This is a genomic window from Sporosarcina sp. FSL K6-1508 (assembly GCF_038007465.1).
In the GTDB taxonomy this organism is placed as follows: domain Bacteria; phylum Bacillota; class Bacilli; order Bacillales_A; family Planococcaceae; genus Sporosarcina; species Sporosarcina psychrophila_B.
Window position 1 is genome coordinate 1,827,412 of sequence record NZ_JBBOXF010000001.1, and the last position, 19,955, is coordinate 1,847,366.

Annotated in this window: 22 protein-coding genes and 1 pseudogene; 15 read left to right on the top strand and 8 right to left on the bottom strand. The window is 35.9% G+C overall.

Annotated features, from left to right (window positions below; genetic code table 11):
- The first annotated feature begins 14 nt into the window (after positions 1–14).
- On the top strand, positions 15–362 hold the full coding sequence (locus MKZ11_RS09165) for a VOC family protein (RefSeq protein WP_340794018.1): 348 nt from the start codon (positions 15–17) through the stop codon (positions 360–362).
- A 68-nt stretch (positions 363–430) separates the two neighbouring features.
- On the opposite strand, the gene istB (MKZ11_RS09170) is transcribed toward MKZ11_RS09165, so the two are convergent.
- Together istB (MKZ11_RS09170) and istA (MKZ11_RS09175) are read right to left on the bottom strand one after the other, a co-directional pair.
- Positions 431–1,204 carry an IS21-like element helper ATPase IstB gene (istB, locus tag MKZ11_RS09170; RefSeq protein ID WP_340793833.1) on the bottom strand — a complete coding sequence of 258 codons (774 nt, stop codon included), beginning with the start codon at positions 1,202–1,204 and terminating at the stop codon, positions 431–433.
- Positions 1,201–2,754, bottom strand: a complete 1,554-nt coding sequence (istA, locus tag MKZ11_RS09175) for an IS21 family transposase (protein ID WP_340793835.1) — start codon at positions 2,752–2,754, stop codon at positions 1,201–1,203. The genes istB (MKZ11_RS09170) and istA (MKZ11_RS09175) overlap by 4 nt, the downstream gene beginning before the upstream one ends.
- Before the next feature lie 400 nt (positions 2,755–3,154).
- Between istA (MKZ11_RS09175) and MKZ11_RS09180 the strand changes: the two genes are divergently transcribed.
- The 5 genes from MKZ11_RS09180 to MKZ11_RS25065 all read left to right on the top strand — a co-directional run bounded on the left by MKZ11_RS09180 (position 3,155) and on the right by MKZ11_RS25065 (position 6,044).
- Positions 3,155–3,592 carry a VOC family protein gene (locus MKZ11_RS09180; protein WP_340794020.1) on the top strand — a complete coding sequence of 146 codons (438 nt, stop codon included), beginning with the start codon at positions 3,155–3,157 and terminating at the stop codon, positions 3,590–3,592.
- 155 nt (positions 3,593–3,747) lie between these two features.
- On the top strand, positions 3,748–3,945 hold the full coding sequence (locus tag MKZ11_RS09185; RefSeq protein ID WP_340794021.1) for a hypothetical protein: 198 nt from the start codon (positions 3,748–3,750) through the stop codon (positions 3,943–3,945).
- A gap of 105 nt (positions 3,946–4,050) precedes the next feature.
- Complete coding sequence (locus MKZ11_RS09190) at positions 4,051–4,560, top strand: YfiT family bacillithiol transferase (RefSeq protein WP_340794023.1); 510 nt, start codon at positions 4,051–4,053, stop codon at positions 4,558–4,560.
- Between the two features lie 361 nt (positions 4,561–4,921).
- Positions 4,922–5,563: a YfbR-like 5'-deoxynucleotidase gene (locus MKZ11_RS09195; protein ID WP_340794025.1), complete on the top strand. Its 642-nt coding sequence runs from the start codon at positions 4,922–4,924 to the stop codon at positions 5,561–5,563.
- A gap of 271 nt (positions 5,564–5,834) precedes the next feature.
- On the top strand, positions 5,835–6,044 hold the full coding sequence (locus tag MKZ11_RS25065) for a hypothetical protein (protein ID WP_445326988.1): 210 nt from the start codon (positions 5,835–5,837) through the stop codon (positions 6,042–6,044).
- Here the strand turns inward: MKZ11_RS25065 and istB (MKZ11_RS09200) are convergent.
- Complete coding sequence (istB, locus tag MKZ11_RS09200; RefSeq protein ID WP_340792503.1) at positions 5,986–6,744, bottom strand: IS21-like element helper ATPase IstB; 759 nt, start codon at positions 6,742–6,744, stop codon at positions 5,986–5,988. The genes MKZ11_RS25065 and istB (MKZ11_RS09200) overlap by 59 nt on opposite strands.
- Positions 6,741–8,027, bottom strand: a complete 1,287-nt coding sequence (gene istA, locus MKZ11_RS09205) for an IS21 family transposase (RefSeq protein WP_340792502.1) — start codon at positions 8,025–8,027, stop codon at positions 6,741–6,743. Before istA (MKZ11_RS09205) ends, istB (MKZ11_RS09200) begins: the two co-directional genes overlap by 4 nt.
- 315 nt (positions 8,028–8,342) lie before the next feature.
- Between istA (MKZ11_RS09205) and MKZ11_RS09210 the strand changes: the two genes are divergently transcribed.
- Complete coding sequence (locus tag MKZ11_RS09210; RefSeq protein ID WP_340794028.1) at positions 8,343–8,708, top strand: DUF4181 domain-containing protein; 366 nt, start codon at positions 8,343–8,345, stop codon at positions 8,706–8,708.
- 266 nt (positions 8,709–8,974) lie between these two features.
- Here MKZ11_RS09210 and MKZ11_RS09215 read toward each other — a convergent pair whose 3' ends face one another.
- Positions 8,975–9,160, bottom strand: coding sequence for a PadR family transcriptional regulator (locus tag MKZ11_RS09215; protein WP_340794030.1), 186 nt, complete (start codon positions 9,158–9,160; stop codon positions 8,975–8,977).
- 599 nt (positions 9,161–9,759) lie between these two features.
- Positions 9,760–10,365 carry a CPBP family intramembrane glutamic endopeptidase gene (locus MKZ11_RS09220; RefSeq protein WP_340794032.1) on the bottom strand — a complete coding sequence of 202 codons (606 nt, stop codon included), beginning with the start codon at positions 10,363–10,365 and terminating at the stop codon, positions 9,760–9,762.
- A gap of 278 nt (positions 10,366–10,643) precedes the next feature.
- On the opposite strand from MKZ11_RS09220, the gene MKZ11_RS09225 reads away from it, so the two are divergent.
- The 3 genes and pseudogenes from MKZ11_RS09225 to MKZ11_RS09235 all read left to right on the top strand — a co-directional run bounded on the left by MKZ11_RS09225 (position 10,644) and on the right by MKZ11_RS09235 (position 12,473).
- Positions 10,644–11,126, top strand: coding sequence for a tyrosine-type recombinase/integrase (locus MKZ11_RS09225; protein ID WP_340794034.1), 483 nt, complete (start codon positions 10,644–10,646; stop codon positions 11,124–11,126).
- 26 nt (positions 11,127–11,152) lie between these two features.
- Entirely contained in the window at positions 11,153–11,494 is a 342-nt protein-coding gene (locus MKZ11_RS09230; RefSeq protein WP_340794035.1) for a hypothetical protein, read from the top strand.
- A gap of 416 nt (positions 11,495–11,910) precedes the next feature.
- Positions 11,911–12,473: pseudogene (locus tag MKZ11_RS09235) on the top strand (recombinase family protein).
- A gap of 331 nt (positions 12,474–12,804) precedes the next feature.
- Here MKZ11_RS09235 and MKZ11_RS09240 read toward each other — a convergent pair.
- Positions 12,805–13,332 carry a hypothetical protein gene (locus MKZ11_RS09240; RefSeq protein ID WP_340794036.1) on the bottom strand — a complete coding sequence of 176 codons (528 nt, stop codon included), beginning with the start codon at positions 13,330–13,332 and terminating at the stop codon, positions 12,805–12,807.
- 16 nt (positions 13,333–13,348) lie between these two features.
- Positions 13,349–14,068, bottom strand: coding sequence for a hypothetical protein (locus tag MKZ11_RS09245; protein ID WP_340794038.1), 720 nt, complete (start codon positions 14,066–14,068; stop codon positions 13,349–13,351).
- A gap of 628 nt (positions 14,069–14,696) precedes the next feature.
- On the opposite strand from MKZ11_RS09245, the gene MKZ11_RS09250 reads away from it, so the two are divergent.
- From MKZ11_RS09250 to MKZ11_RS09270, 5 genes are all read left to right on the top strand, one after another.
- The gene (locus MKZ11_RS09250) at positions 14,697–14,927 is read left to right on the top strand and encodes a DUF3953 domain-containing protein (RefSeq protein WP_340794040.1); all 231 of its coding nucleotides are present in this window, start codon (positions 14,697–14,699) and stop codon (positions 14,925–14,927) included.
- A gap of 1,835 nt (positions 14,928–16,762) precedes the next feature.
- Complete coding sequence (locus MKZ11_RS09255; RefSeq protein ID WP_340794042.1) at positions 16,763–17,539, top strand: conserved phage C-terminal domain-containing protein; 777 nt, start codon at positions 16,763–16,765, stop codon at positions 17,537–17,539.
- Between the two features lie 3 nt (positions 17,540–17,542).
- Positions 17,543–18,817, top strand: a complete 1,275-nt coding sequence (locus tag MKZ11_RS09260) for a replicative DNA helicase (RefSeq protein ID WP_340794043.1) — start codon at positions 17,543–17,545, stop codon at positions 18,815–18,817.
- A gap of 2 nt (positions 18,818–18,819) precedes the next feature.
- Positions 18,820–19,287 (top strand): hypothetical protein, encoded by a 468-nt coding sequence (locus MKZ11_RS09265; RefSeq protein WP_340794046.1) that lies wholly within the window; start codon positions 18,820–18,822, stop codon positions 19,285–19,287.
- A 127-nt stretch (positions 19,288–19,414) separates the two neighbouring features.
- Entirely contained in the window at positions 19,415–19,903 is a 489-nt protein-coding gene (locus MKZ11_RS09270; protein WP_340794048.1) for an LURP-one-related/scramblase family protein, read from the top strand.
- The last annotated feature ends 52 nt before the right edge of the window (positions 19,904–19,955 follow it).

Consider the following 19,955-nt stretch of genomic DNA (forward strand, 5'->3'; position numbering starts at 1 on the left):
AGGAGTTGGATACGATGATAAAAGGTTTCGGAGGAGTATTTTGGAGAACTGGGAATCTTGATGTTGTGAAAAAATGGTACAGTGAAGTGTTGAAGATTGAAATAGACAATTGGAATGGGACTATTATTAAACCCCATTTAGGAAATGAAACTGCCTTTTCTTTCTTTACTGAAGATGACCCCTACTTCCCAACAGAACAACAAGTGATGTTAAATTTCCAAGTACATGATCTAAACGAGACTATTAAGCATCTTGAATATATTGGTGTACCTCTTGCGAAGGAAAAAGAGATTAGTGAATATGGAAAGTTTATTTGGATTAAAGATCCTGATGGTCGACTGGTCGAGCTCTGGGAGAAATAGCGGGTTGTTGTAACCGTCAAGTAGAATTGAGCAGTTTTCACAAATTAAGTTTGATCAATTTTCCACAATTAAGTTTGAGCACTTACTTCGGGAAACAAAGTCTTTCTGTACTTCATACGCATACTTTCTTCGTCTTCTCCGAAGGAAATCACCTCACTTCGATGTAGAAGGCGATCCAATATAGCGGTTGTCAGTGAGGTATCTCCTAAAAATTTACCCCATTCATTTGGACCCTTATTCGAAGTTAATATAAATGCGGTTTTATCATACATGTCATATATAAACTGGAAAAACAGGCTTGCTTCCTTTGGATCTACAGTCATATACATAACATCATCAATAATTATTAAATCTGATGTTGTAATACGTTTATAGCGTGTCTTTGATTTACTAACGTAATCACTGCTTTTTAAAATATATATTAGTTCTCCCATTGAAACGAAGGTCACTTGATATCCATGTTCAATAGCCAAAGTGCCTAGTCCTACGGACAAATGTGTTTTGCCTGTCCCAGGTGGGCCCATTAGAATTAGGGTAAACATCTCTTCAATCCAATTTAAATCTTTTAATAATTTAAACTGTCTCTCGCCAATCGCATTTTGTTCTTCCAGTCGATAATCTGCCAGTGTTTTTGGATAGGGAAAGTCTGCCCATTGCATTAGTCGATGAATGGTCTTTTTTTCTCTGCACACCATTTCATGGGTAAGGAGTTCATTAATAAACTCGTGATAAGTCCAACTGCCCGATTCTGCATTACGCAAAAGAGCGGGAAGCTCTTTTGCGGTTTCAGCGAGTCTCAAGGTTCTACATTTTTCTTGTAATAGTTCAATAGGAGAGGTCATGACCTTTTACCCCCAGATAATAAATCGGTGTAGTAATCTTCTGATCGTTCTGCTGCCTTATATTCTTGATATTTTGGTGAATTGGTAATTACTTCTTTTACTTGCATCTGTGATTCTTTATGTAGCGTGAAAGCGACATCTCTGAAGTCATTAGCACTAATCATATGCAAAGTTTTCACAGTTTCCAGCGCTTCATTTATATGCTCTGGATGATTTCGAATGACCATTTGTAATACTTTCAACTGGTCTAATAAGTGTCTTGGATACTTCTTATTCAATTCATCTAAAAACCAACAAATCAATTCTTTATTAGAAAACCTAATCACAATTTCGTCTCTCAATAGCGTTTTCTTTGGACTTGGTTTCTTATGATGAGTTGGATCATAAACTAATTGTCCTTTCGAACTACAGAGTAAATGTCTCGCGATTAATTCTCCAGATGTCTGTAATCGAATATTTAGGTGGTCATCTGTGGTTACTTCTAAATATGCCATGTTTTTAGTTTTCGCATCGTACGTACCTGTAGGTACGGAATAACGATTGGATTCAAAGCGTATGACATTGTCCTTTTGAATTGTTCTTGTTATACTTTCTATTAGGGAATTCTCGAAAGAGAATTTTGAAGAGACTTTTCTTAAGTGCAGTTTTTCGACTGTATGCACTTCAGAAGGTCTTTTTTTTGTATTATGATGCACTTTGTAGTTTCCGGTTCTCTCAAGCCATTGAATGGCTTGTTGATTCCACAAATGGATGTCTTGAAACTCACGATTCTTCATGAAGTTATGCTTCACGAACTTGACGACTTGTTCTATTTTCCCTTTTGATTCGGGATCGCTTTTTCTACATAAATAAATAGAAAATTTTCTTAGTTTACGGTAATTATCAAATTCCTTGGTAAATAATAAGTCACCCGCATTTTCACTTACAGCTAGTAAAGCATCTTGGTCATATACCATTTCTTCAGGCATGCCTCCAAAAAACTCAAAAGCATTTTCATGACAGCGGACTAAATCTCTTGTATGGAAATGTCTATCTAAGAATTCAATGTACTTATACCTAGAATTGGATAATACAAACCCAATAAAATAAAGCCTTCTTCTCTTTCCGTCATTACAAGTCACCAAATCTTGACCGAAATCTACTTGTGCTTGAAAACCCATCGGACTATCCGGAACTGCTTCATAAACTCTTTGTTCAGACACTTTTGGTATATGATATGCAGCACGTAACTCATTCACATAATTCCTAGTAGTATTCTCCACAATATTATCTTCATTCAACCCCTGATTCTCTTTCAACCAGTCGTAGACCTGGGCACTACTCATATCAGGATATTTCTTCAACCATCCAACAATGACATCCCTGTAGGGATCCAACTTCTTTTTACGTGATTGTAAGGAGACTAAATAATCCTCAAATTCTTCAGATGTACTCTTTAGATATTTAGAAACGGTATTTCTTGAAATGTCCAACTTTCTCGCAATTGCCGACTTAGAAAAGCCCATTTCGGATAACTCGCAGATTTTCATATAAATCATGATTTTCTTCACTCCAGTTTCCTCACTTCCTTTTACAAGTTTAGTATAAAGGAAGTGAATTATTTAGAGGAAAACTGCTCAATCTTATTTGTGGAAAACTGCTCACTTTAGTTTATCGTTTACAGTTGTGATCATTTGCTGTTAAGCTATCGAGTTTAGTTTAACATGATCATCATTTCGAGGGACTATTTTTATGTCCAAAACATCAAGAAGATTTCGGCAATAAAGTGTGAAATGTTACACTTCAACAAACGAAGCTGGTTAATTGAACAGTGTTGTTTAACTTGTATTCAACAATCGGACCACTTTATTGAACAAGGATATTTTCTGTTTTTAGCGAATTAGAATTACAAACAAACTTATCCGGAATGCGGAATGTTGCGAAAAAACAGGAACATAGGAGGAATGAGATTTGAAGATCCATAGAATAGATCATGTGGGTGTAATTGTAAATGATCTCTATGCGGCAAAAGATTTTTTCCTCGATTTTGGCCTTGAGGTACAAGGGGAATGGGAAATGGAAGGAGAGTTGATAAATCAGGTATTTGGGCTTAATGACGTTAAAGTAGCATGTGTGGGATTGGGAACGCCAGACGGTCAGGTATGGATAGAGCTAATCAAATTTTATAATCCGTTAGATGAAAGAGAAATTCAGCAACCTTTTGCAAATACTCTGGGGATCCGACATATTGCATTTACTGTTGAAGATATTGAAGCTGTTGTTACCAAGTTAAAAAAGAAAGGTACGAAAATCTTTAGTGAGATACTACAATATGAAGAAAGTTATAAGTTATGCTACTGTAGTGGGCCAGAAGGAATTATTTTAGAATTGGCGGAGCAAATCAAATAAATTATAGGTAATTAATAGTTATGATCCAATAATTGATAGATTTTGATGGACCGCCAGTCAAATATGTAATCACGTCGATAAAGTTGTTCCTACAATCAGATGCATTGATGCTTAGATAAAAACCGATTTACGCACATTACAGGAGATGATAGTAGATGGAGAAAATTAGAGCAATTTTTATTGGTGATGTTAGATTTGACCAATGTCCAGTCTTTGAACTAAATACGGAAACAAACTATTTTGAAATGCTAATCGATAAAGAAATGAGATATGAAAAAGAATGTGTAGAGGAAGATGATGACTTCTTAATTATTAAAGTGAAAAATGATATTGCAACATTAGTAGAGGAATAAATTATAGTCTTTTAATAAGTGAATTAGATTTTTATGATAAAGTACAAAGAGGATTATGAAAAAATAAATAAGTGGAAAGTACAAATAGGAAAGAGGGGATTGAAAATGGATGTAAAATATCCAATTGGAAAATTACAAGTTCCTAAAAAAGTAACCGTAGAAAGTATTCAAGAATGGCTAAAGGAAATCGAAACGTACACGATACGATTAAGAGAAACGGTTGACTCATTAAATGATGAGGAATTAAGCAGAACATATCGTGATGGTAGCTGGACAGTTCGTCAACTTGTTCATCACATTGCAGATTCTCAGCTGAACATGTATCAACGTTTGAAGTTGGCTTTAACAGATGAAAATCCAACAGTACCAGCTTTCGATCAAGAAAAGTGGGCTATTCAACCGGATACAAAGCTTCCTGTAGAAAGTTCGATTAAAATGCTAGAAGGTATAAATGAGCGTATCGTATCTTTAGGAGATAGTTTAACCGAAGAGCAATTAGATCGAACTTTTACTCACCAGGAAAACGGTGAAATAACAGTTGCGACAAAAGTTGCCAAATTAGCTTGGCACGAAGAACACCACTTAGCCCATATAAAAATTGCATTATCAAAATAACACAATATGTATGGAAATGGCTTATCGAACTTCGATAAGCCATTTTTTAAAGGTAAGGAATAATTACAGAAATTCAGATGTACCAGTTAATTATATTATTGAGAAGTAGCTAAACGGACTACCGAAGCACGCCATAAGTGACTAAGTTGACCGATTAAATTCTTAGTTGTGTGATATTAGTCCCTTTCCTGCATAATTTAGGCGGAATAAGGGAAAGTAATGAAAGACAGTATTTAAAGAGAACACAGCCCTATTAAAAAAGCATAAATTATCGTGTTATTCTAGTCGTAAAGATGATTCGACTGTATGAGTAGGTTTTCTATACGATAGCCCCAAAAAATATAGAAAGGTGATGAATAGGATGGGTGTACATCAATATTTTAAAAGCTTATCTGATTTAGAACAAATTATTCGTTGTCCAGGAAAGTTCAAATTTCAGGAGCATTCCGTCGCCAGTCATTCATTTAAGGTAACAAAAATTGCTCAATTTCTTGGAACAGTCGAAGAGGAATCTGGTCAGAAAGTAAATTGGAGAATCTTATATGAAAAGGCATTGAATCATGATTACGCGGAACTTTTTACAGGAGATATAAAGACGCCTGTAAAATATGCTTCGAAAGAGTTGAAGCAACTATTCAGTGAAGTAGAGGAAGAAATGACAAGAAAGTTTGTAGAAAAGGAAATTCCGTCTGAGTTTCAAAGCATTTATTTGGAGCGACTTAAAGAGGGTAAAGATGAGACATTGGAGGGGCGCATTTTATCTGTTGCTGATAAAATTGATTTGCTTTATGAAGCATTTGGTGAGATTCAAAAGGATAATCCAGAGCCATTGTTTTTAGAGATATACGAAGAAGCATTAAGGACAATCCTTCTGTTTCAAGATATGCACTGTGTAGCATACTTCCTAGAACATATTCTTACGGATATGCTTAATGAACGATTTACTGAACATGGCGAGTTAACGGGCATTGCAATGCGGATAATTGAAGAACATGGAGGTTAAAAGACATACATAAAAATATCCAGTTCTAAAGCAAACTAACGTACAATGCTAAACTTCCACAATCGGACCATTTTCTTGAAGAACACTTAATAAGGGAATTGAATATTTATGTAGAAATATAAAGAGGACTACGAAATAATTTTTGTGAAAATAAAAAGTAGAGTAGAAAATAGTCAAGAATGGCTAAAGGAAATCGAAGCGTACACAAATTACCATTCTAATTGCTACTCTCATTTTAGATCAATTTATCAATCGAAAGCTACTAACAAAATTGAATATAGAGGAATCTGAATTAGATAAAATATACGTAAACACACTACATAAATATGTTGAAAGAATACTTAGTTGGACTAGTTTTATTGTAATGATTACAAATGTCAACCAATCTATGTACAAAAACGCTCACTTAATGATGTACAAAATCACTCACCTTCTGGAGCTAGATGATCTTTCAAACGATAAGAATTTCCAACGATGGTAACCACCGTTGCGTGATGTAAAATACGATCTAATATCGCATTTGCTAACTTGGTTTCCTGAAATACCTCGTCCCAGGATTTGAAGTTAACATTAGTAGTAAAGATTGTGCTACGTTTTTCATAACGCATATCTATCAGCTGGAAGAATAGTTTTGCATCCTCCGCATCAATCGGTAAATAGCCTATCTCATCGATTATGAGTAACTTATACTTTGTGTAGTGTTTCAAGCGGCTTTCTAAACGGTTTTCTAAGCGGGCCCGCTTCAGGTTCTGAATCAAGTCATGACATTTAATAAAGTAAGTGCTAGTACGTTTTTTAGCGGCTGCGATGCCAATCGCTGAAGCCAAAAATGTTTTTCCGACTCCACTAGGTCCCAGAAATACGATGTTTTCGTTCCCTTCAATAAAACGTAGCGTAAGAAAATCTTGAATTTGCTGTGGATTTAGCGAGGGTTGGAATTCAAAATCAAAATCCTTTACCTCTTTTAAATTTGGAAATGCACCCACTTTTACCATCGCGTGAACCATGTTTTTTTCACGTAAATCGATTTCATAGTTTGTCAGTTTAATTAATGTATCGATAAATGACAGCTGATTGTGGATACCGAAGTCGATGACTTCGTCTAAATACGTTACCATTTGTTTCAGTTTCAAATACTCCAAGTTCTTCAGAAGCTGTTGATAATTTGTTTGCTGCATCATGCGTCATACACCTCTCCAATGGCTTTTAGATTGTTTTTAGCTAAAGCCTCAATGTCTGGATAATGGGGAGCTGATATTTGCAGCGTTTCTTTATAATCTGAAGGACGAATATTTAATTTCCGATTCGATATAGGGTGGCGCGCAATGCACTCCATGTTATAATAAATCCATAATTGATCATCTAGTACTTGTATCCCTACCTTTTGGCCGATGTACTTAGTGGGCACTGAATACTGGTTGGCTTTGTAGGAGATCATACTTGATGTATTCACCTGTACAAGCTGATGCTTGATACGGTAAGAGTTCCTTATTTTTTCTGCTGGTAGCGGAAGAAGGGAACTCTTTTCTTTTTCTAACGCAAATGCTGGGATTTTCCCTGAACCTTGATGAAAGGATTGATTGACTCGATTCATCAACTTTTCAATGAATTGATAGAGTTCGTTCAAGGTCAGCTGACCTTGATAGGCATGAATTTCATCTATAAATTTCATTTGAGTTTCTACTTTCCCTTTCGTACGGGGACGACCTGCAATACACGGCCTAACCTTGAAATCAAAGTCCTTCGCAAAAGCAGCGAACCGGCTATTTACTTTCCCTGGATTATCTTCTCTTCGTGGCACATCCATAATCGTTTTTGGATTATCAGTTACGATTTCCTTCGGAACACCTCCTATTTTTTCAAATGCCTCCGTCAAAAAGGAGAATAAAACATCTTGTGTTTTTCGTAATGTAAGAGTGAATACGCGGAAACGTGAATACCCTAACACAAGCGCTCCTACATTTACCTCTATTTTTTCTCCATCACTTGTTTCGAATGGAATACTTTCTTTCCAATCGAATTGTGCTTGTTGGCCAGGCGGTGTTTCAAATCTTGTCGTCCCTTTAGGTGAAGGCACGCGCACCTGCTCTGTGAAATAGGCAGCGAACTCTGGCTTTTTTGAAATATAACGACGAAAAGTAGATTGAGCACATTTTAACCCATGATTGTCCGTTAGGTATTGCCAAAGTACGCGTCGGTAATAAAAGACTTGCTTCGAGTCCTCAGATAAAAGTGCTGCAATTATTTCGTAGTATTCATCTAAAATCGCTATTTTCTCTTTTGTTTCTTTTGGTGTAAATCCACTTAGGTATTTATCAACCGTCCGCCGATCTATACCCATTTCCCTTGCCAATTGGCTTTTGTTAATTTTCATTTTTAGATTCTCCATTAACTGTTTGAATTTTGTTAAGTCTGAAAGACTATTGATTTCAAAATCCGTTTGAACATCTAGCGTTATGTACATACCAATCACCTCATGATTAGTATGCTAGAAAATGAGGCAAAAGTGTACATTTTTAAGTTAGCGCATTTGTACATAAATATCGTAGCATTTATAATGATTATAGCAATAAATGAATTCCACCATCTTAGAATCGGTTGCTTATGGGGTAATAGATTATTTTAATTTTATTTAAGCAATCGAGCGCTTTAGTTGAAGCATAAGGACTTCTAAGGGAGCTCTTTTTTCTTATAGACTAACGAAGTAGTTTAGTTCAATAAGTAACTAGGAAATTTATGGTATAATATTGTTAACAAAGAAATAAATGGGGGATTTATTGTGGGGTATTGGGTTTTCATTATAGTTCTTGTAATTTTGGTGATCTTATTAGAAAAAATACTAAATAAATTACTTGGTGTTGAAAAGAAAAAGATTTCCGAAACTTCTGGTAAAAAAGTTGACCAATGGGGAAGAGGCATTATTTTGGTTCTCTTTTTATGCACTCTTCCGTTTGTTATTACAAAGGATATAAATGTTATGAAGTGGTATTGGATCCTCTATATAATATTATTATTGGGTTTTCAGTCTATTCTGGAGTGGAAGTATCTGAAAAACTCAAAACAACATGTTACTACACTTATTTTTCTAATGTTAGGTGTAATTATTATGTATAATGTCGAGTACTTTCTTAAAATATTGGGTTAGGGTAGTTTACTGAACAGATAAGACATTGCAAAAAAATGTACTTAAAGTAACGGGTGCTTTAATTCAATTAGGTTTCAAGTACCCTTTTCTTATTTAACTAGAAGGGTGAGGTAAATGAGTGACCGATTTGAACTGAGTTTTAAAAACAGGGTAGTTAGAATGTGGTTGATTTTGGGAAATTCATTGACCAAAGAATTTGCTTAGGTTAATCTTTTAAAAAAGAGATTTCGGATTTTATCAATGAAAGGGTGGCTAAAATGAAAAAGTTATGAAATAAGGCCTTCTGTTTGCATTCGTGAGAGTACTCCGTAAAGTGTTCCGGGTCCCATTTTTAATCTGCCATTCGAAACTTCTGTAATTGCATGCATCAGCTGATAGCCATGGTTGGGATGCATTAATCCCAGTAGTACATAATACATTGCTTCAGCCATCGGTCCCCCATTATATGCCATTACTTACATTCCTTATTTCACAGTTTATGGTATTATGTTACGCCTTATTATGTGTAACGATATATCGTTACACATAATACTACTTCATGAAATATTTTTTGTATATAAAATGAGGATTAGTTTTTTTCGGTCAATTATAGGTCGAAAAAAGAAAACTCATCTTTTATATAGCAAAGCTGAGACATGGCATTTCGATGGTGGTTTGTCTTTACCTTTTACAAAGTAGACTTAACTCACCGTAACAAAAAAGAACTTTTTTTATAAAACTCGTACGAGAGTGACATATAAAAAGACGGAGAATATAGGAATGGAAACTGATTTTCGATATTCCCTTTATCCCTCACATAGAGCTTCCGATCTAACGCAGTGTAGATATGTTAGATTAGAAAAAACAGCTTGATCCCTTGGTATACAAAGGATCAAGCTGTTTTTTAGTCATGCATTTTTTCATTACGCATTTGAATCTAACTTAACATATGTTAAGTTAGATTGGCGTTTGTGTGTTGAAATGCATGAGGTGTGGCATTGAAAGAATGTTTGATCATTTTATAGCTATGATATTTAACAATCGTGCCCGTTTGTTGAACACCTGAATTTTATTATTTAACCTTAATTAAATTGTATTTGAATAACAATGTTATTCCTAAATTCATTAGAAAATGGACAACAAATGGAGCTAAAATATTGTTTGTTTCAAAATAAATCCAACCAAATACTAAACTTGGCACTGCTATATTCATTAACATTATTGGCTTTTTGAAATATTGAATATGAAAGCCTAAAAATAATAAAGTAGTAGTAATAATTGCAATCCATTGACTTTCGGTAAATACAAAAATCAAGTTTTGGATAATTCCTCTAAACAACAACTCTTCAAATAACGCACCTATAAACATAAAGGAAAAAATACTGAAAAGTGTATAGTTTTGAAAGCCTTTATTGGTATCGTCAATATATTTAGAAGGTATACTAAATGCTAATATTATGCCAAATAAAAGCAAACCAAAAGAAGTACTCACTATGCTTATTGACATTTTGATAGGCTGCCCGAATGAAAGTAAACTTTGAATTGTTAGGACGTCATAAACGATAAGAATAAATATAATAGCAACGCAAATGAAAGCAAATGATGAGAATACAAAAATAGCATCTTTTGGATTGAATTCTTTTTGTGTGTTCTTTGTTTTTTCTTTTGTATGTTTCATTTTCCCCCCCAAGATTATACAAGGCACAGCTTCTTAATCAATATTTTTATTTCAGAATTTGGCCCGTTTGTTGAATTGTTAAAGTCCAGCTTGTCTACGTAATTGTACCAAACATTTGGATACGTTTTCGAACTGTATTTAAAATGATTCATCTTTATTTTAAAGCCACATGAGGAGGGGTACGGAAAGCATGAAATACGTTGAACCGATACGAGAACTTCACAAGATTAGTAGCATGAAAAATCCTTTTCGCGCAAAGCGAAAGGAACTATCATTTATTGACGATCGGTATCAATTCACCCTATAGCATTTCTGATTTAGTCAGGGGACAATTCAAACATGTACTAGATCCTAAAAATCACGTGCGTGCGCACTTGATGGAGATTGAACAAAAAACTGGGAAGGAAAATAAGGACGCCCTTTCTAAAGGGGTCAAAAAAGCGATTGAAGTGTATGCTGATCAGTATTATGAGGGGGATTCGGAAGCCTATTTATTCAGGAGCCGGAAAGGGACGAATCAAGCGATTAGTCGGGTCCAGGCTTGGACCATTATGAGTGATGTAGCGAACGAGTTAGGTCTTGAGAACATCGGGACACATTCCCTTCGAAAAACGTTCGGCTACCAGCAGATAAAGAGAGGGACCAATATTACGCTCTTGATAAAGACGTTTAACCATAGCTTCGAAAGTGTTAGGTTACGGTATACAGGCATCACACAGGACGATATGGAAATAGTCTATGGTACAGTTAATTTTTCTTGATCAATTTAATTTTGGAGGTATCTTATATGAAAAAAATATTAGCCATTATTTTTGCTTTACTCATTGTTTCAGCACCAATCATTTACTGGGCTATTACTAACCCTTCTAATTCATTAGAATTAATGCAGACATTAAGGAACTCCGAAAATCCAGAGTCACTGTTTCTTGACTCTAAAAATATTGACTATAAGAGTATTGAATATATTCAAGAAGAATTTAATCCTAATATGATTACGCAAATTACACTAGTGGAATTTGATGAGAAAACTTACTTAATTCAAACTACTCCTGGAACGAAAAAAATGAAAATTATAGCTATAGAAGAATTACCAATTGAAATTAGAGAATATTTCATCGAAAGAGAATAATTTTGTCTTAAAAATTATATGTTCAAAATAAAATGCCAACGGTTTGAAGTGCCCTGAAATCACTAGTAATCAATTAATTAATAAACAATCCACATATAGGAGTAAGTTGTTATTTTGAAATTCATTTAATCTAAAAATTTTCAGTAAATACTAATTGGTATTTTTATAACCTGGTTACCCTTATGTATCACTTTAAGAGGTGATTTTCGTTTACTTTAATCGTTAATTTGCACAACCAAATTTAAATCCCATCTCACAGCTTGTATAAGTGCTTTCATTGTTTAGAAAGGGCGTACTTTGAAGTGCAAAATAGCATTTCGAAGAGGCGCAATTTACCAATTGAAGTGACAATCAAGGTATTAAGCTGTGTCTCATCTTAGTGTCATAAGTGAACCGAAAAAAAGGGGCTAATTTATATGAAATGCGGATACGCAAGAGTAAGTACAGCATCCCAAGATCTTGAGGCACAACTTCAAGCGTTGGAGAAAGAAGGCTGTGACAAAATCTATTCTGAGAAGTTCACGGGTACCAAACAGACCGTCCCCAATTCGTTGAATTACTTTCTATATTGGAGGAAGGTGACACGTTAATGGTCACTAAACTGGATAGGTTTGCCCGTACTGCGTTATCTGGTACAGAACTAATCAAAGACCTGCTGCAAAATGGCGTTAAGGTCCATGTGCTGAAAATGGGCTTAGTGGAGGATACGCCAACAGGACGATTGATCCTGAACATCATGAGTTCCTTTGCTGAGTTTGAACGGGATATGATAGTGGAACGTACACAGGAAGGCAAAGCCATTGCAAAACAGAACCCCGATTTCAAAGAGGGTCGTCCGAACCTATACGGCAAAAAACAGATTGAACACGCTTGACGTCTACCGAAGAGTAATTCCAATAAGCAAGTGGAGGAAATAACGGGCATTTCAATAAGCACATTGATTCGTGCCATAAGAGAAGCAACAAAAAGAGTGCTTTAATTTAAGAAAGAGCTGCCTTTCATGGCAGCTCTTTCTTATTGAATAATAGAGTGAAGAACTGGCGTTATGGTAACCTGGTGTGTATAGACTTTGCAAGCTCGTTCAGTAATCGAATTCCTTTTTCAAGTTAGTGGAACAAGAAGATGTAAAGTTGTAGTAGAAAAGTTTGATATATTATTAGGAGGAATAATTTATATGAAAAAAATAATTAAGTTTATCCTAATTGTAAGTTTAGTATTTTCCTTTGCACCACTATCAACAAATGCAAAAAGTTTTGAAGAAATTCCTCAGGTTGTAACACATTGATTTTGTTTCAGCCTCTTTACTTTACTTAAATCATAAGTCTGATTTTTTGAATTTGCTTAATCTCATATTCATATTTTTCAAGATCTAACTTATTCACAAGAATATTAAAGAAGGATTCGGCTCGATCTAGAAAGGTTTTATAAAATATATCCTGTTCAATTATTAATCTATTATGGTCTATTAAAAACTCTATTTTTTTTCTATAAAGTTTTTTTAATTGAATTTTAATTGGTTGACTAGGAAAATATATTTTTGCTTGTCCATCTACTAAATATTCTTCCATTACGTTTAAAATGTAGGACCATAATGTCGGGAGGTCATCCCAATATTTCACCCCTGAAATTTCTTGATAATGTTGTTTGATAAATATTCCACCTTCTATTGTAATAATTCCATTCTCAATATATCGATCCTGATCTTTGGTAATGATAGAAATAAGTTTATTATAATCATCTTCTACATTTATAATATATTGACTAGGGTTGACTATTAAGTCTTGAAGATCCGTGATAGGATTTTTTATGAGAAATTCATTGATTGTTAACTCTTCCATTGTACATCTTCCTTTATTATTTAGGATATAATTGTTTGATGTGTCCTTTTGTTATTCCCATTACATATTTAATTCCATTTACTGTTCCTTCAACTTGGAATGTTGCGTTAGTTCCCTTTTTGGATAGGGTTGAACTATTTTGTTTAGCTATGTTTAAGGCGATATTTTTTACGTCATTTACACTTAAATTTGGATTATAGAAAGTTTGAGTTGCTTTCACTGTACCATCCCAGTATTCAGGATGATGTCTCGTTAGCATATGTTGCATATCTGTTTTGGTTAATTTGAAAGTGTGGCTTCCTGTTTTAAAGGTTCCGGTTGTAAAATTATTTAATGCATTAGTAACTTTTGATTTAGGAGCTTTTTTGAAGATTTTAGAGCCCCATTTGATTACATATTTTCCTCCACTTAAGACAGCTCTTGCAACAAGTCCCCAGACCAATGGTTCCATTTCATTCATTTGAATTTCTTCATTTAACTCTATTGGAATGTTACTCCAGTCAATTTCATCTTCAGCTAACTCTAATTCTACTTCATCCCAATTTACCTCTTTGAGAAGTTGGAATAACCCAGGTGCTTCTTCTTCAAATAACCAATTTACCTCTTCTTCAATATCCACCCATTCTAATTGATTTTCTTCAGAAGCGTCTACTGATTCATTTGCCTTTGCAAAACTTGGTGTGATAAACGATAGTAACAGAATAAATGATAAAAACGAGCAAAAAATCTTTTTCATGGTAATCCCCCTTATCTTTAAAATACCAAGCTACCATAACACATAGAAATTAATAAATGTATGTGTTGGGGAAAAATAATGAAAAATTCCTATAATATATTACTTAGGGATTACTAAGAGTGAACTGAGACTCATTTAATGGACAGTTTAATAAAGTGACATTTTAGTCTATGCTACTATGAGATGACTTCGGTATTGAGCCGGAGTCATCTTTTTTTAAATCCCATTGCTTACACGTACAGTTAAAAATAAATCTCCCCCTGTCATCGAAAATATTAAATATTACATTTTTCCCTGAAAAATATCTAACTAATTAAAGTTACCTGAAATATTTAATTTGGGTAACATGTTCTATTTAAAAATGATGTAATAAAAGCTAGGGTTTAGTGATTCCCTAGTTTTTTCTATTTGTACATTAAGAGTACACTCAAAATGAAACTATGTTAGATTTGCAAAAAAAGGGGCAGGATCGGTTCTTTGGTGGATGGAGCTAATCGAGTTTCTTGTTCAACTAACGGGGCAGGTTAGTTTAATAAGGAATATCCAGTTCAACCCAATATATAGAGTTAATGATATGATTAAACAGAAATTGGTGATGGAGTTAATTTTATTTTTGGAGGATATGACGTTGAAAATACTTAAACTTATTTTAGCCATTATTGTTGTTGCTTTATCAAGTTATGCTTTGATAACTGGTATATCAGGAGGAATAATTCCTTATGTATTGTTTTTCTTAGGGTTAATGCTTTTAGTTACTGGAATTACTGAATTTCGTGAAAAACGAAAGGCAACTGCCATTACACTTTTCTTAGTAACAGGATTTACCTTTTATGTTTTATTTAATATTTTAATAAACTAACGGGTAGCTTTAGTTAAAAAAGAGTCGGCTGTCTTTCGCTGATGTTATGTTAATCTGATGTTTATTAAAAAAACAGGAATTTGAATATTTTCCCAATGAGAATTGTATATACTATAAATTCATTAAGTAGGAGGGATTATATTATGAATGATAATAGCGAAAAACGAAATGTTACAAAAATAAAAACACGTTATTATGTTTTTGTGGGGTTGGTAATAGGTGCAATTTTAGGATTAGTTGCTTATGTGAAAGACTGGTTATAATTCTGGGTATTGTTCGAAAGGTTGATTCACAATATACTTAAATCAACGGGCGTTATGTCCACTAGGGGTGTATGTAGCATTTAAACTGGATTAGAGCAGTAGATGTATCAAAGCATACTCAAAAAACTTTCGAGATCTGGGCTATTTCTACTTGAGGTGCATGCAACATTGAAATCTGTTCAGCGACAAAAACCTCGTTGAACTAACGCAGCAGGTTAGTTGAACAGTATTGTTTAACAATCGGGCCAAATAAGAGAGGAGGGTTCACTTGAAGGAAATACTGGAGAGTGTATACCAGTTCTCAGGTGCAGTTTTAATCTTATGTGCACTTTATTATTATTTTCATTTCAAAAAAATTAAGAAGAAAAGGAAACTGACTAAAGTTGAACTCTTCTTTTATGTCTTAACTCAAATGGCATTTATATTGTTCGCTGTTAGTTCATTAATAACGATTTTAGATAATAGTTATTAAATAATAGGGCGCGATAGTTATGTAAAGCTGGGATATATAGAGGATGCAAGCTCGTCAGCAATAAAATCGATGTTTTAGGGATTGAATGTAAAGAAACTTTCCAATTCTCCAACCTTGTCCCCGTCCATCAAATGTGACACGCCAAAAGTTTTCCCTTCGCTTGGCAAGTCAGTTTGTCCAACAGTTCAAAGAAGGATTCTATAGATGTACAATCTTCTTTTTTAGCGGGTTTTATCTTTCAAATTATAAATGTCAAAAGTATTTTTTTCTTTTTAACATTGCTTAGTGCGTTTGTTTTACCGTTTAATGGCTCTCTTAAATTTATTGTTATGTATTTAGCTTTAGCAATTTTTTTGGGATGGCTAGCATTGCTTTTGTGGGCAGGGTTTGGCTCGTTGTTCAAAAATCTTTTTGCCAAATATGAAAAGTCAGTTAGGTTAATCATGTGTTTGTTATTGATTTACTCTGCAACTATTATATTTATTTAAATGTAAATTAGGATAAAGTTAATTCTCTTACATTTTCTGTGGAGATGCATGGCTTCATGGATAGCTAACAGGATCTTTAGCAAAATAAAAGAGAAACTATTTGACAGCTTTCGTCTTTTTCAATATTCCGCAATCGGGGTAGGAAGTTTAAGAGGGTTTTAATGAAATAATTAATTGGGGTTAAAGATAAAATTGTGCGGTTAGTGATAATGAAATTGAGAAGAAATAGAAGACGAATTCAAGGGTTAGAAAAAGTGGATAAATAGTTTTAAAAAAGTATTCCATAAAACCTTATTAAACTAAAGGGCACGATTGTTGCAGATTCTAAGCCTAATTCCTCGTTCAAAAAACGGAGGGGTTAGGCTTTTTTATCTTTCTAAATTTTTAACGTCAACCCCTATGACCGCAATTATACCATCGTGAAGAAAAAATAAATTTCATCAAGTTGTATCCTTTTTCGAATGAATTGTCTATATAAAGAGTGAAGGCAGCGTTCGTCTAGGAAAAAGACATCGTGCTGCCGTCAATAAAACTCGCTAGTAGGTAGAAATGTGCCTGTCGCGTCTAAACAGGCGCCCTGCGCTTTTGCACTTCATTTGAGGAGGATTGGTGATGAATTTATTAATAAAAGAGTCGCCGCTTCAAGTGCTTCCGTCGCTTGCGATGGAAGTGGGATTAAACGCGGCTGTTTTACTTCAGCAACTGCATTTTAGATCGCTCATCTCGACGAATGTCCGGGATGGGCATAAGTGGGTTTACAAAACATATGAAGAATGGAAAAACGAAGAGTTCCCGTTTTGGTCTGTCGATACGATTAAAAGAGCGATTCGTAAACTGGAAGAGAGCGGTTATATCATTTCGACCTCTCAGTATAATCGGATGAAAATGGACAAGACAAAATGGTACCGCATCAATTATACAATGCTGCAAGGGCAGTCGGTGCAACTTGCGCCTTCGATGACGGCAGAATCACCCCAAGAGGAAGTGCAGATTGCCCCCTCTACAGAGGGCAAAATGCCCCTAGCAATAACCAAAGAGGTTAAGAGTATTAAAAAAAACCTTGTCGAGAACGATCTCGACGTTGTATCTGTCATTGAGTACTTAAATGATAAAGCAAACAAGCAATTCAAAGCATCCTCGAAGGCGACAGCACGATTGGTGAAGGGGCGTTTCTCTGAAGGGTACACAGTGGCGGATTGCAAAAAGGTCATTGACACGAAAGCGAAGAACTGGCTGGATGATCCACATTGGCAGAAGTATTTACGTCCTTCCACGTTATTCAATGCGACGAATTTTGAAAACTATTTGGAAGAATCGAGGGTCAGTGACTTGCCAGAAAGCAGTCCGCCAAAGCCACTCGAATTAGACTTTAGCAAAGGGGAGGCGTAACGGATGACATGTCTTAAGCAGATTGAAAGAAGTGTGTTAGGAACGATGCTTTCGGAGAATTATTTAATCGTCGATAGTGATGTGGCACAAGATTTTTTCATCAGTCAAATTCACAGAAATATTTTTGGTTGCATGCAGGCGTTACTGGCAAAAAAACGTCCTGTCGACTATGTAACGCTCCTGACGATGATGGAGCCGGTTGAACTGGGCGGCGCAAATTACTTGGCTGAACTGGCGAATTATGCAAGCCCGACGAAATTTGACCGTTATGTTGACATGATGTGCGAGGCATGGAAAAATCGTGAAAAAAACAAGATCCTTATACAAGCGAAAGAGGGGGATTGGGAAATTGGAAAGATACAACAAGCGTTTGAGGATTTAGAAAAGGAAGGCAGCGCAAGACTCGATACGGGCATTAAAATGGATTTGGTACGGATGGGTGAAAGGCCTTATGAAGAAATGCAGCATGTACCTGGCGTACCGACTGGATTGCATGATGTGGACAAATTGCTCGATGGTTTCCAACCTGCCGAATTAATCGTCATTGCTGCGAGACCGTCGATGGGAAAGACTGATACGTTGAACCATTTCGCGCTCCATGCAGGATTAGCGGGCTATAAGCCGATTATTTTTTCGCTAGAGATGAGCAGAACCTCGATGATTGACAGGTTCATTGCGATAACGGGCGGCTATAACCGACTGCGTATGAGAAATCCTTACACACACTTCACTGACAAGCAAAAATCGAACTGGCTCCCGACACTCGCTAGATTGGACGAAGCGAATATTCATATTGATGACCGTGCCGGACTGACAGTGTCCCAAATGCGCGCCGCAGCGAGAAAAATGATACATACGGAGCCGAAGCGAAAACCGATTATCTTCGTCGATTATTTACAAATTATCCGTGGCGACTCCCCGAGCTATAACCGCACGGAAGTCGTAGGGCAAATTAGCAATGATTTAAAGCAAATGGCAAAAGAATTTGACTGTCCTGTTGTTTGTCTATCACAGTTAAACCGCGGTGTCGAAAACCGTGATAACAAACGACCTGTCATGAGCGATTTACGTGACTCAGGCAATATTGAACAAGATGCAGATGTGATCGGCTTTTTATACCGCGATGATTACTACAACATAGAAACAGACACGCCCGGCCTGTTAGAAATAAATATCGCAAAACATCGCAACGGACCTACAGGGACCACAACTGTCCGTTATGTGAAAGAAACAGGCATTCTCCACAGTATAGATTGGTCAAGAGAAAGGATGGAGTGAACATGGTATCTGTACAAGAAGTGTTTCAGTTGGCGATTGAAATGGACATGGTACACCTGGCACATCGGATTTTTTGGGCAATTGCCAAGGGGAAAGTAAAAGTGGACGAAGATTCCAAGCGACTGGATGCCATCGACTATGACGAAGAGGCAATTTCGAAAATGGTTGCACGAAACCAGCTAAGTCTAGGCAAGATTAAGCTGTACGTTGCCGAAACAACAATGCCAGATCGATTTGCGTTTTATTATAGTGAAAATGTTTTAGATGCACACGCACTCCATCAGGACATGTTCAGAGAGACGCCAAAACGATTGACCAATGCCTCCCATTTAATGCCGAAGCTTTTTCATTTCGATGAAACGGATGCTGCGAATATAGTATACTTCCATCGCAACAAAGTTGTCGCGTATCCGTATTATTTAGGACATGCCAGGGCGGGGGAGCGGGTGTTGGCGCGGATGCGAGCTTGAGTGGGAGTAGCAAGATTTTATGTTTTCCCCTTACTTCTATAGAGAAAGTGAAACGTTTTGTCATCCGATTCGTAGTAGAGATATTGGGTTTTACTGAAAAAGGTCTTATCGTACGAGGAGGGATTGCATGAGACAGTTGTATATCAAGCAAAAGGTATATAGTCTGAGTGGCAAGTTTTCGGTGAAGGATGCAGAAGAGAATGAAGTGTATTTCGTAGAAGGAAGCTTCATGCAAATGCCGAAGACGTTTTCGATTATGGATGTGGCTAGGCAGGAAGTGGCGATGATCACGAAAAAGACGTTTAGCTTCCTACCGACTTTTTATGTCGAAGTGCACGGCCAAGAAACGGTAATGATAAAAAAGGAGTGTTCTTTTTTTAGAGCAAGGTATTCAATTGATGCGGCAGGGATAGAAGTACAGGGGAATTGGTGGGATATGGATTTCGAAGTGTACCAAAATGGGGAACTGATTGGCGCTGTCAGCAAAAAGTGGTTCACATGGGGCGATAGCTACCAGTTGGAAATTCTAGATGATGAGATGGAACCACTTCTCGTAGCGCTCGTTGTGGCAATTGACTACGCGAAAGCAGCCCAGTCTGCTGGGGGCGGGGCATAGTGAAGGATACCAGGTTCTTGTTGAATCCTGCATTATTTTAAAACCTGGTACT

Excerpts from the sequence above, each read along its gene's own strand:
- MKZ11_RS09165 (WP_340794018.1), top strand. The coding sequence starts at position 15 with ATGATAAAAGGTTTCGGAGGAGTATTTTGGAGAACTGGGAATCTTGAT.
- istB (WP_340793833.1), bottom strand. The coding sequence starts at position 1,204 with ATGACCTCTCCTATTGAACTATTACAAGAAAAATGTAGAACCTTGAGA.
- MKZ11_RS09185 (WP_340794021.1), top strand. The coding sequence starts at position 3,748 with ATGGAGAAAATTAGAGCAATTTTTATTGGTGATGTTAGATTTGACCAA.
- MKZ11_RS09190 (WP_340794023.1), top strand. The coding sequence starts at position 4,051 with ATGGATGTAAAATATCCAATTGGAAAATTACAAGTTCCTAAAAAAGTA.
- MKZ11_RS09195 (WP_340794025.1), top strand. The coding sequence starts at position 4,922 with ATGGGTGTACATCAATATTTTAAAAGCTTATCTGATTTAGAACAAATT.
- istB (WP_340792503.1), bottom strand. The coding sequence starts at position 6,744 with ATGATGCAGCAAACAAATTATCAACAGCTTCTGAAGAACTTGGAGTAT.
- istA (WP_340792502.1), bottom strand. The coding sequence starts at position 8,027 with ATGTACATAACGCTAGATGTTCAAACGGATTTTGAAATCAATAGTCTT.
- MKZ11_RS09215 (WP_340794030.1), bottom strand. The coding sequence starts at position 9,160 with ATGGCATATAATGGGGGACCGATGGCTGAAGCAATGTATTATGTACTA.
- MKZ11_RS09220 (WP_340794032.1), bottom strand. The coding sequence starts at position 10,365 with ATGAAACATACAAAAGAAAAAACAAAGAACACACAAAAAGAATTCAAT.
- MKZ11_RS09230 (WP_340794035.1), top strand. The coding sequence starts at position 11,153 with ATGAAAAAAATATTAGCCATTATTTTTGCTTTACTCATTGTTTCAGCA.
- MKZ11_RS09240 (WP_340794036.1), bottom strand. The coding sequence starts at position 13,332 with ATGGAAGAGTTAACAATCAATGAATTTCTCATAAAAAATCCTATCACG.
- MKZ11_RS09245 (WP_340794038.1), bottom strand. The coding sequence starts at position 14,068 with ATGAAAAAGATTTTTTGCTCGTTTTTATCATTTATTCTGTTACTATCG.
- MKZ11_RS09255 (WP_340794042.1), top strand. The coding sequence starts at position 16,763 with ATGAATTTATTAATAAAAGAGTCGCCGCTTCAAGTGCTTCCGTCGCTT.
- MKZ11_RS09260 (WP_340794043.1), top strand. The coding sequence starts at position 17,543 with ATGACATGTCTTAAGCAGATTGAAAGAAGTGTGTTAGGAACGATGCTT.
- MKZ11_RS09265 (WP_340794046.1), top strand. The coding sequence starts at position 18,820 with ATGGTATCTGTACAAGAAGTGTTTCAGTTGGCGATTGAAATGGACATG.
- MKZ11_RS09270 (WP_340794048.1), top strand. The coding sequence starts at position 19,415 with ATGAGACAGTTGTATATCAAGCAAAAGGTATATAGTCTGAGTGGCAAG.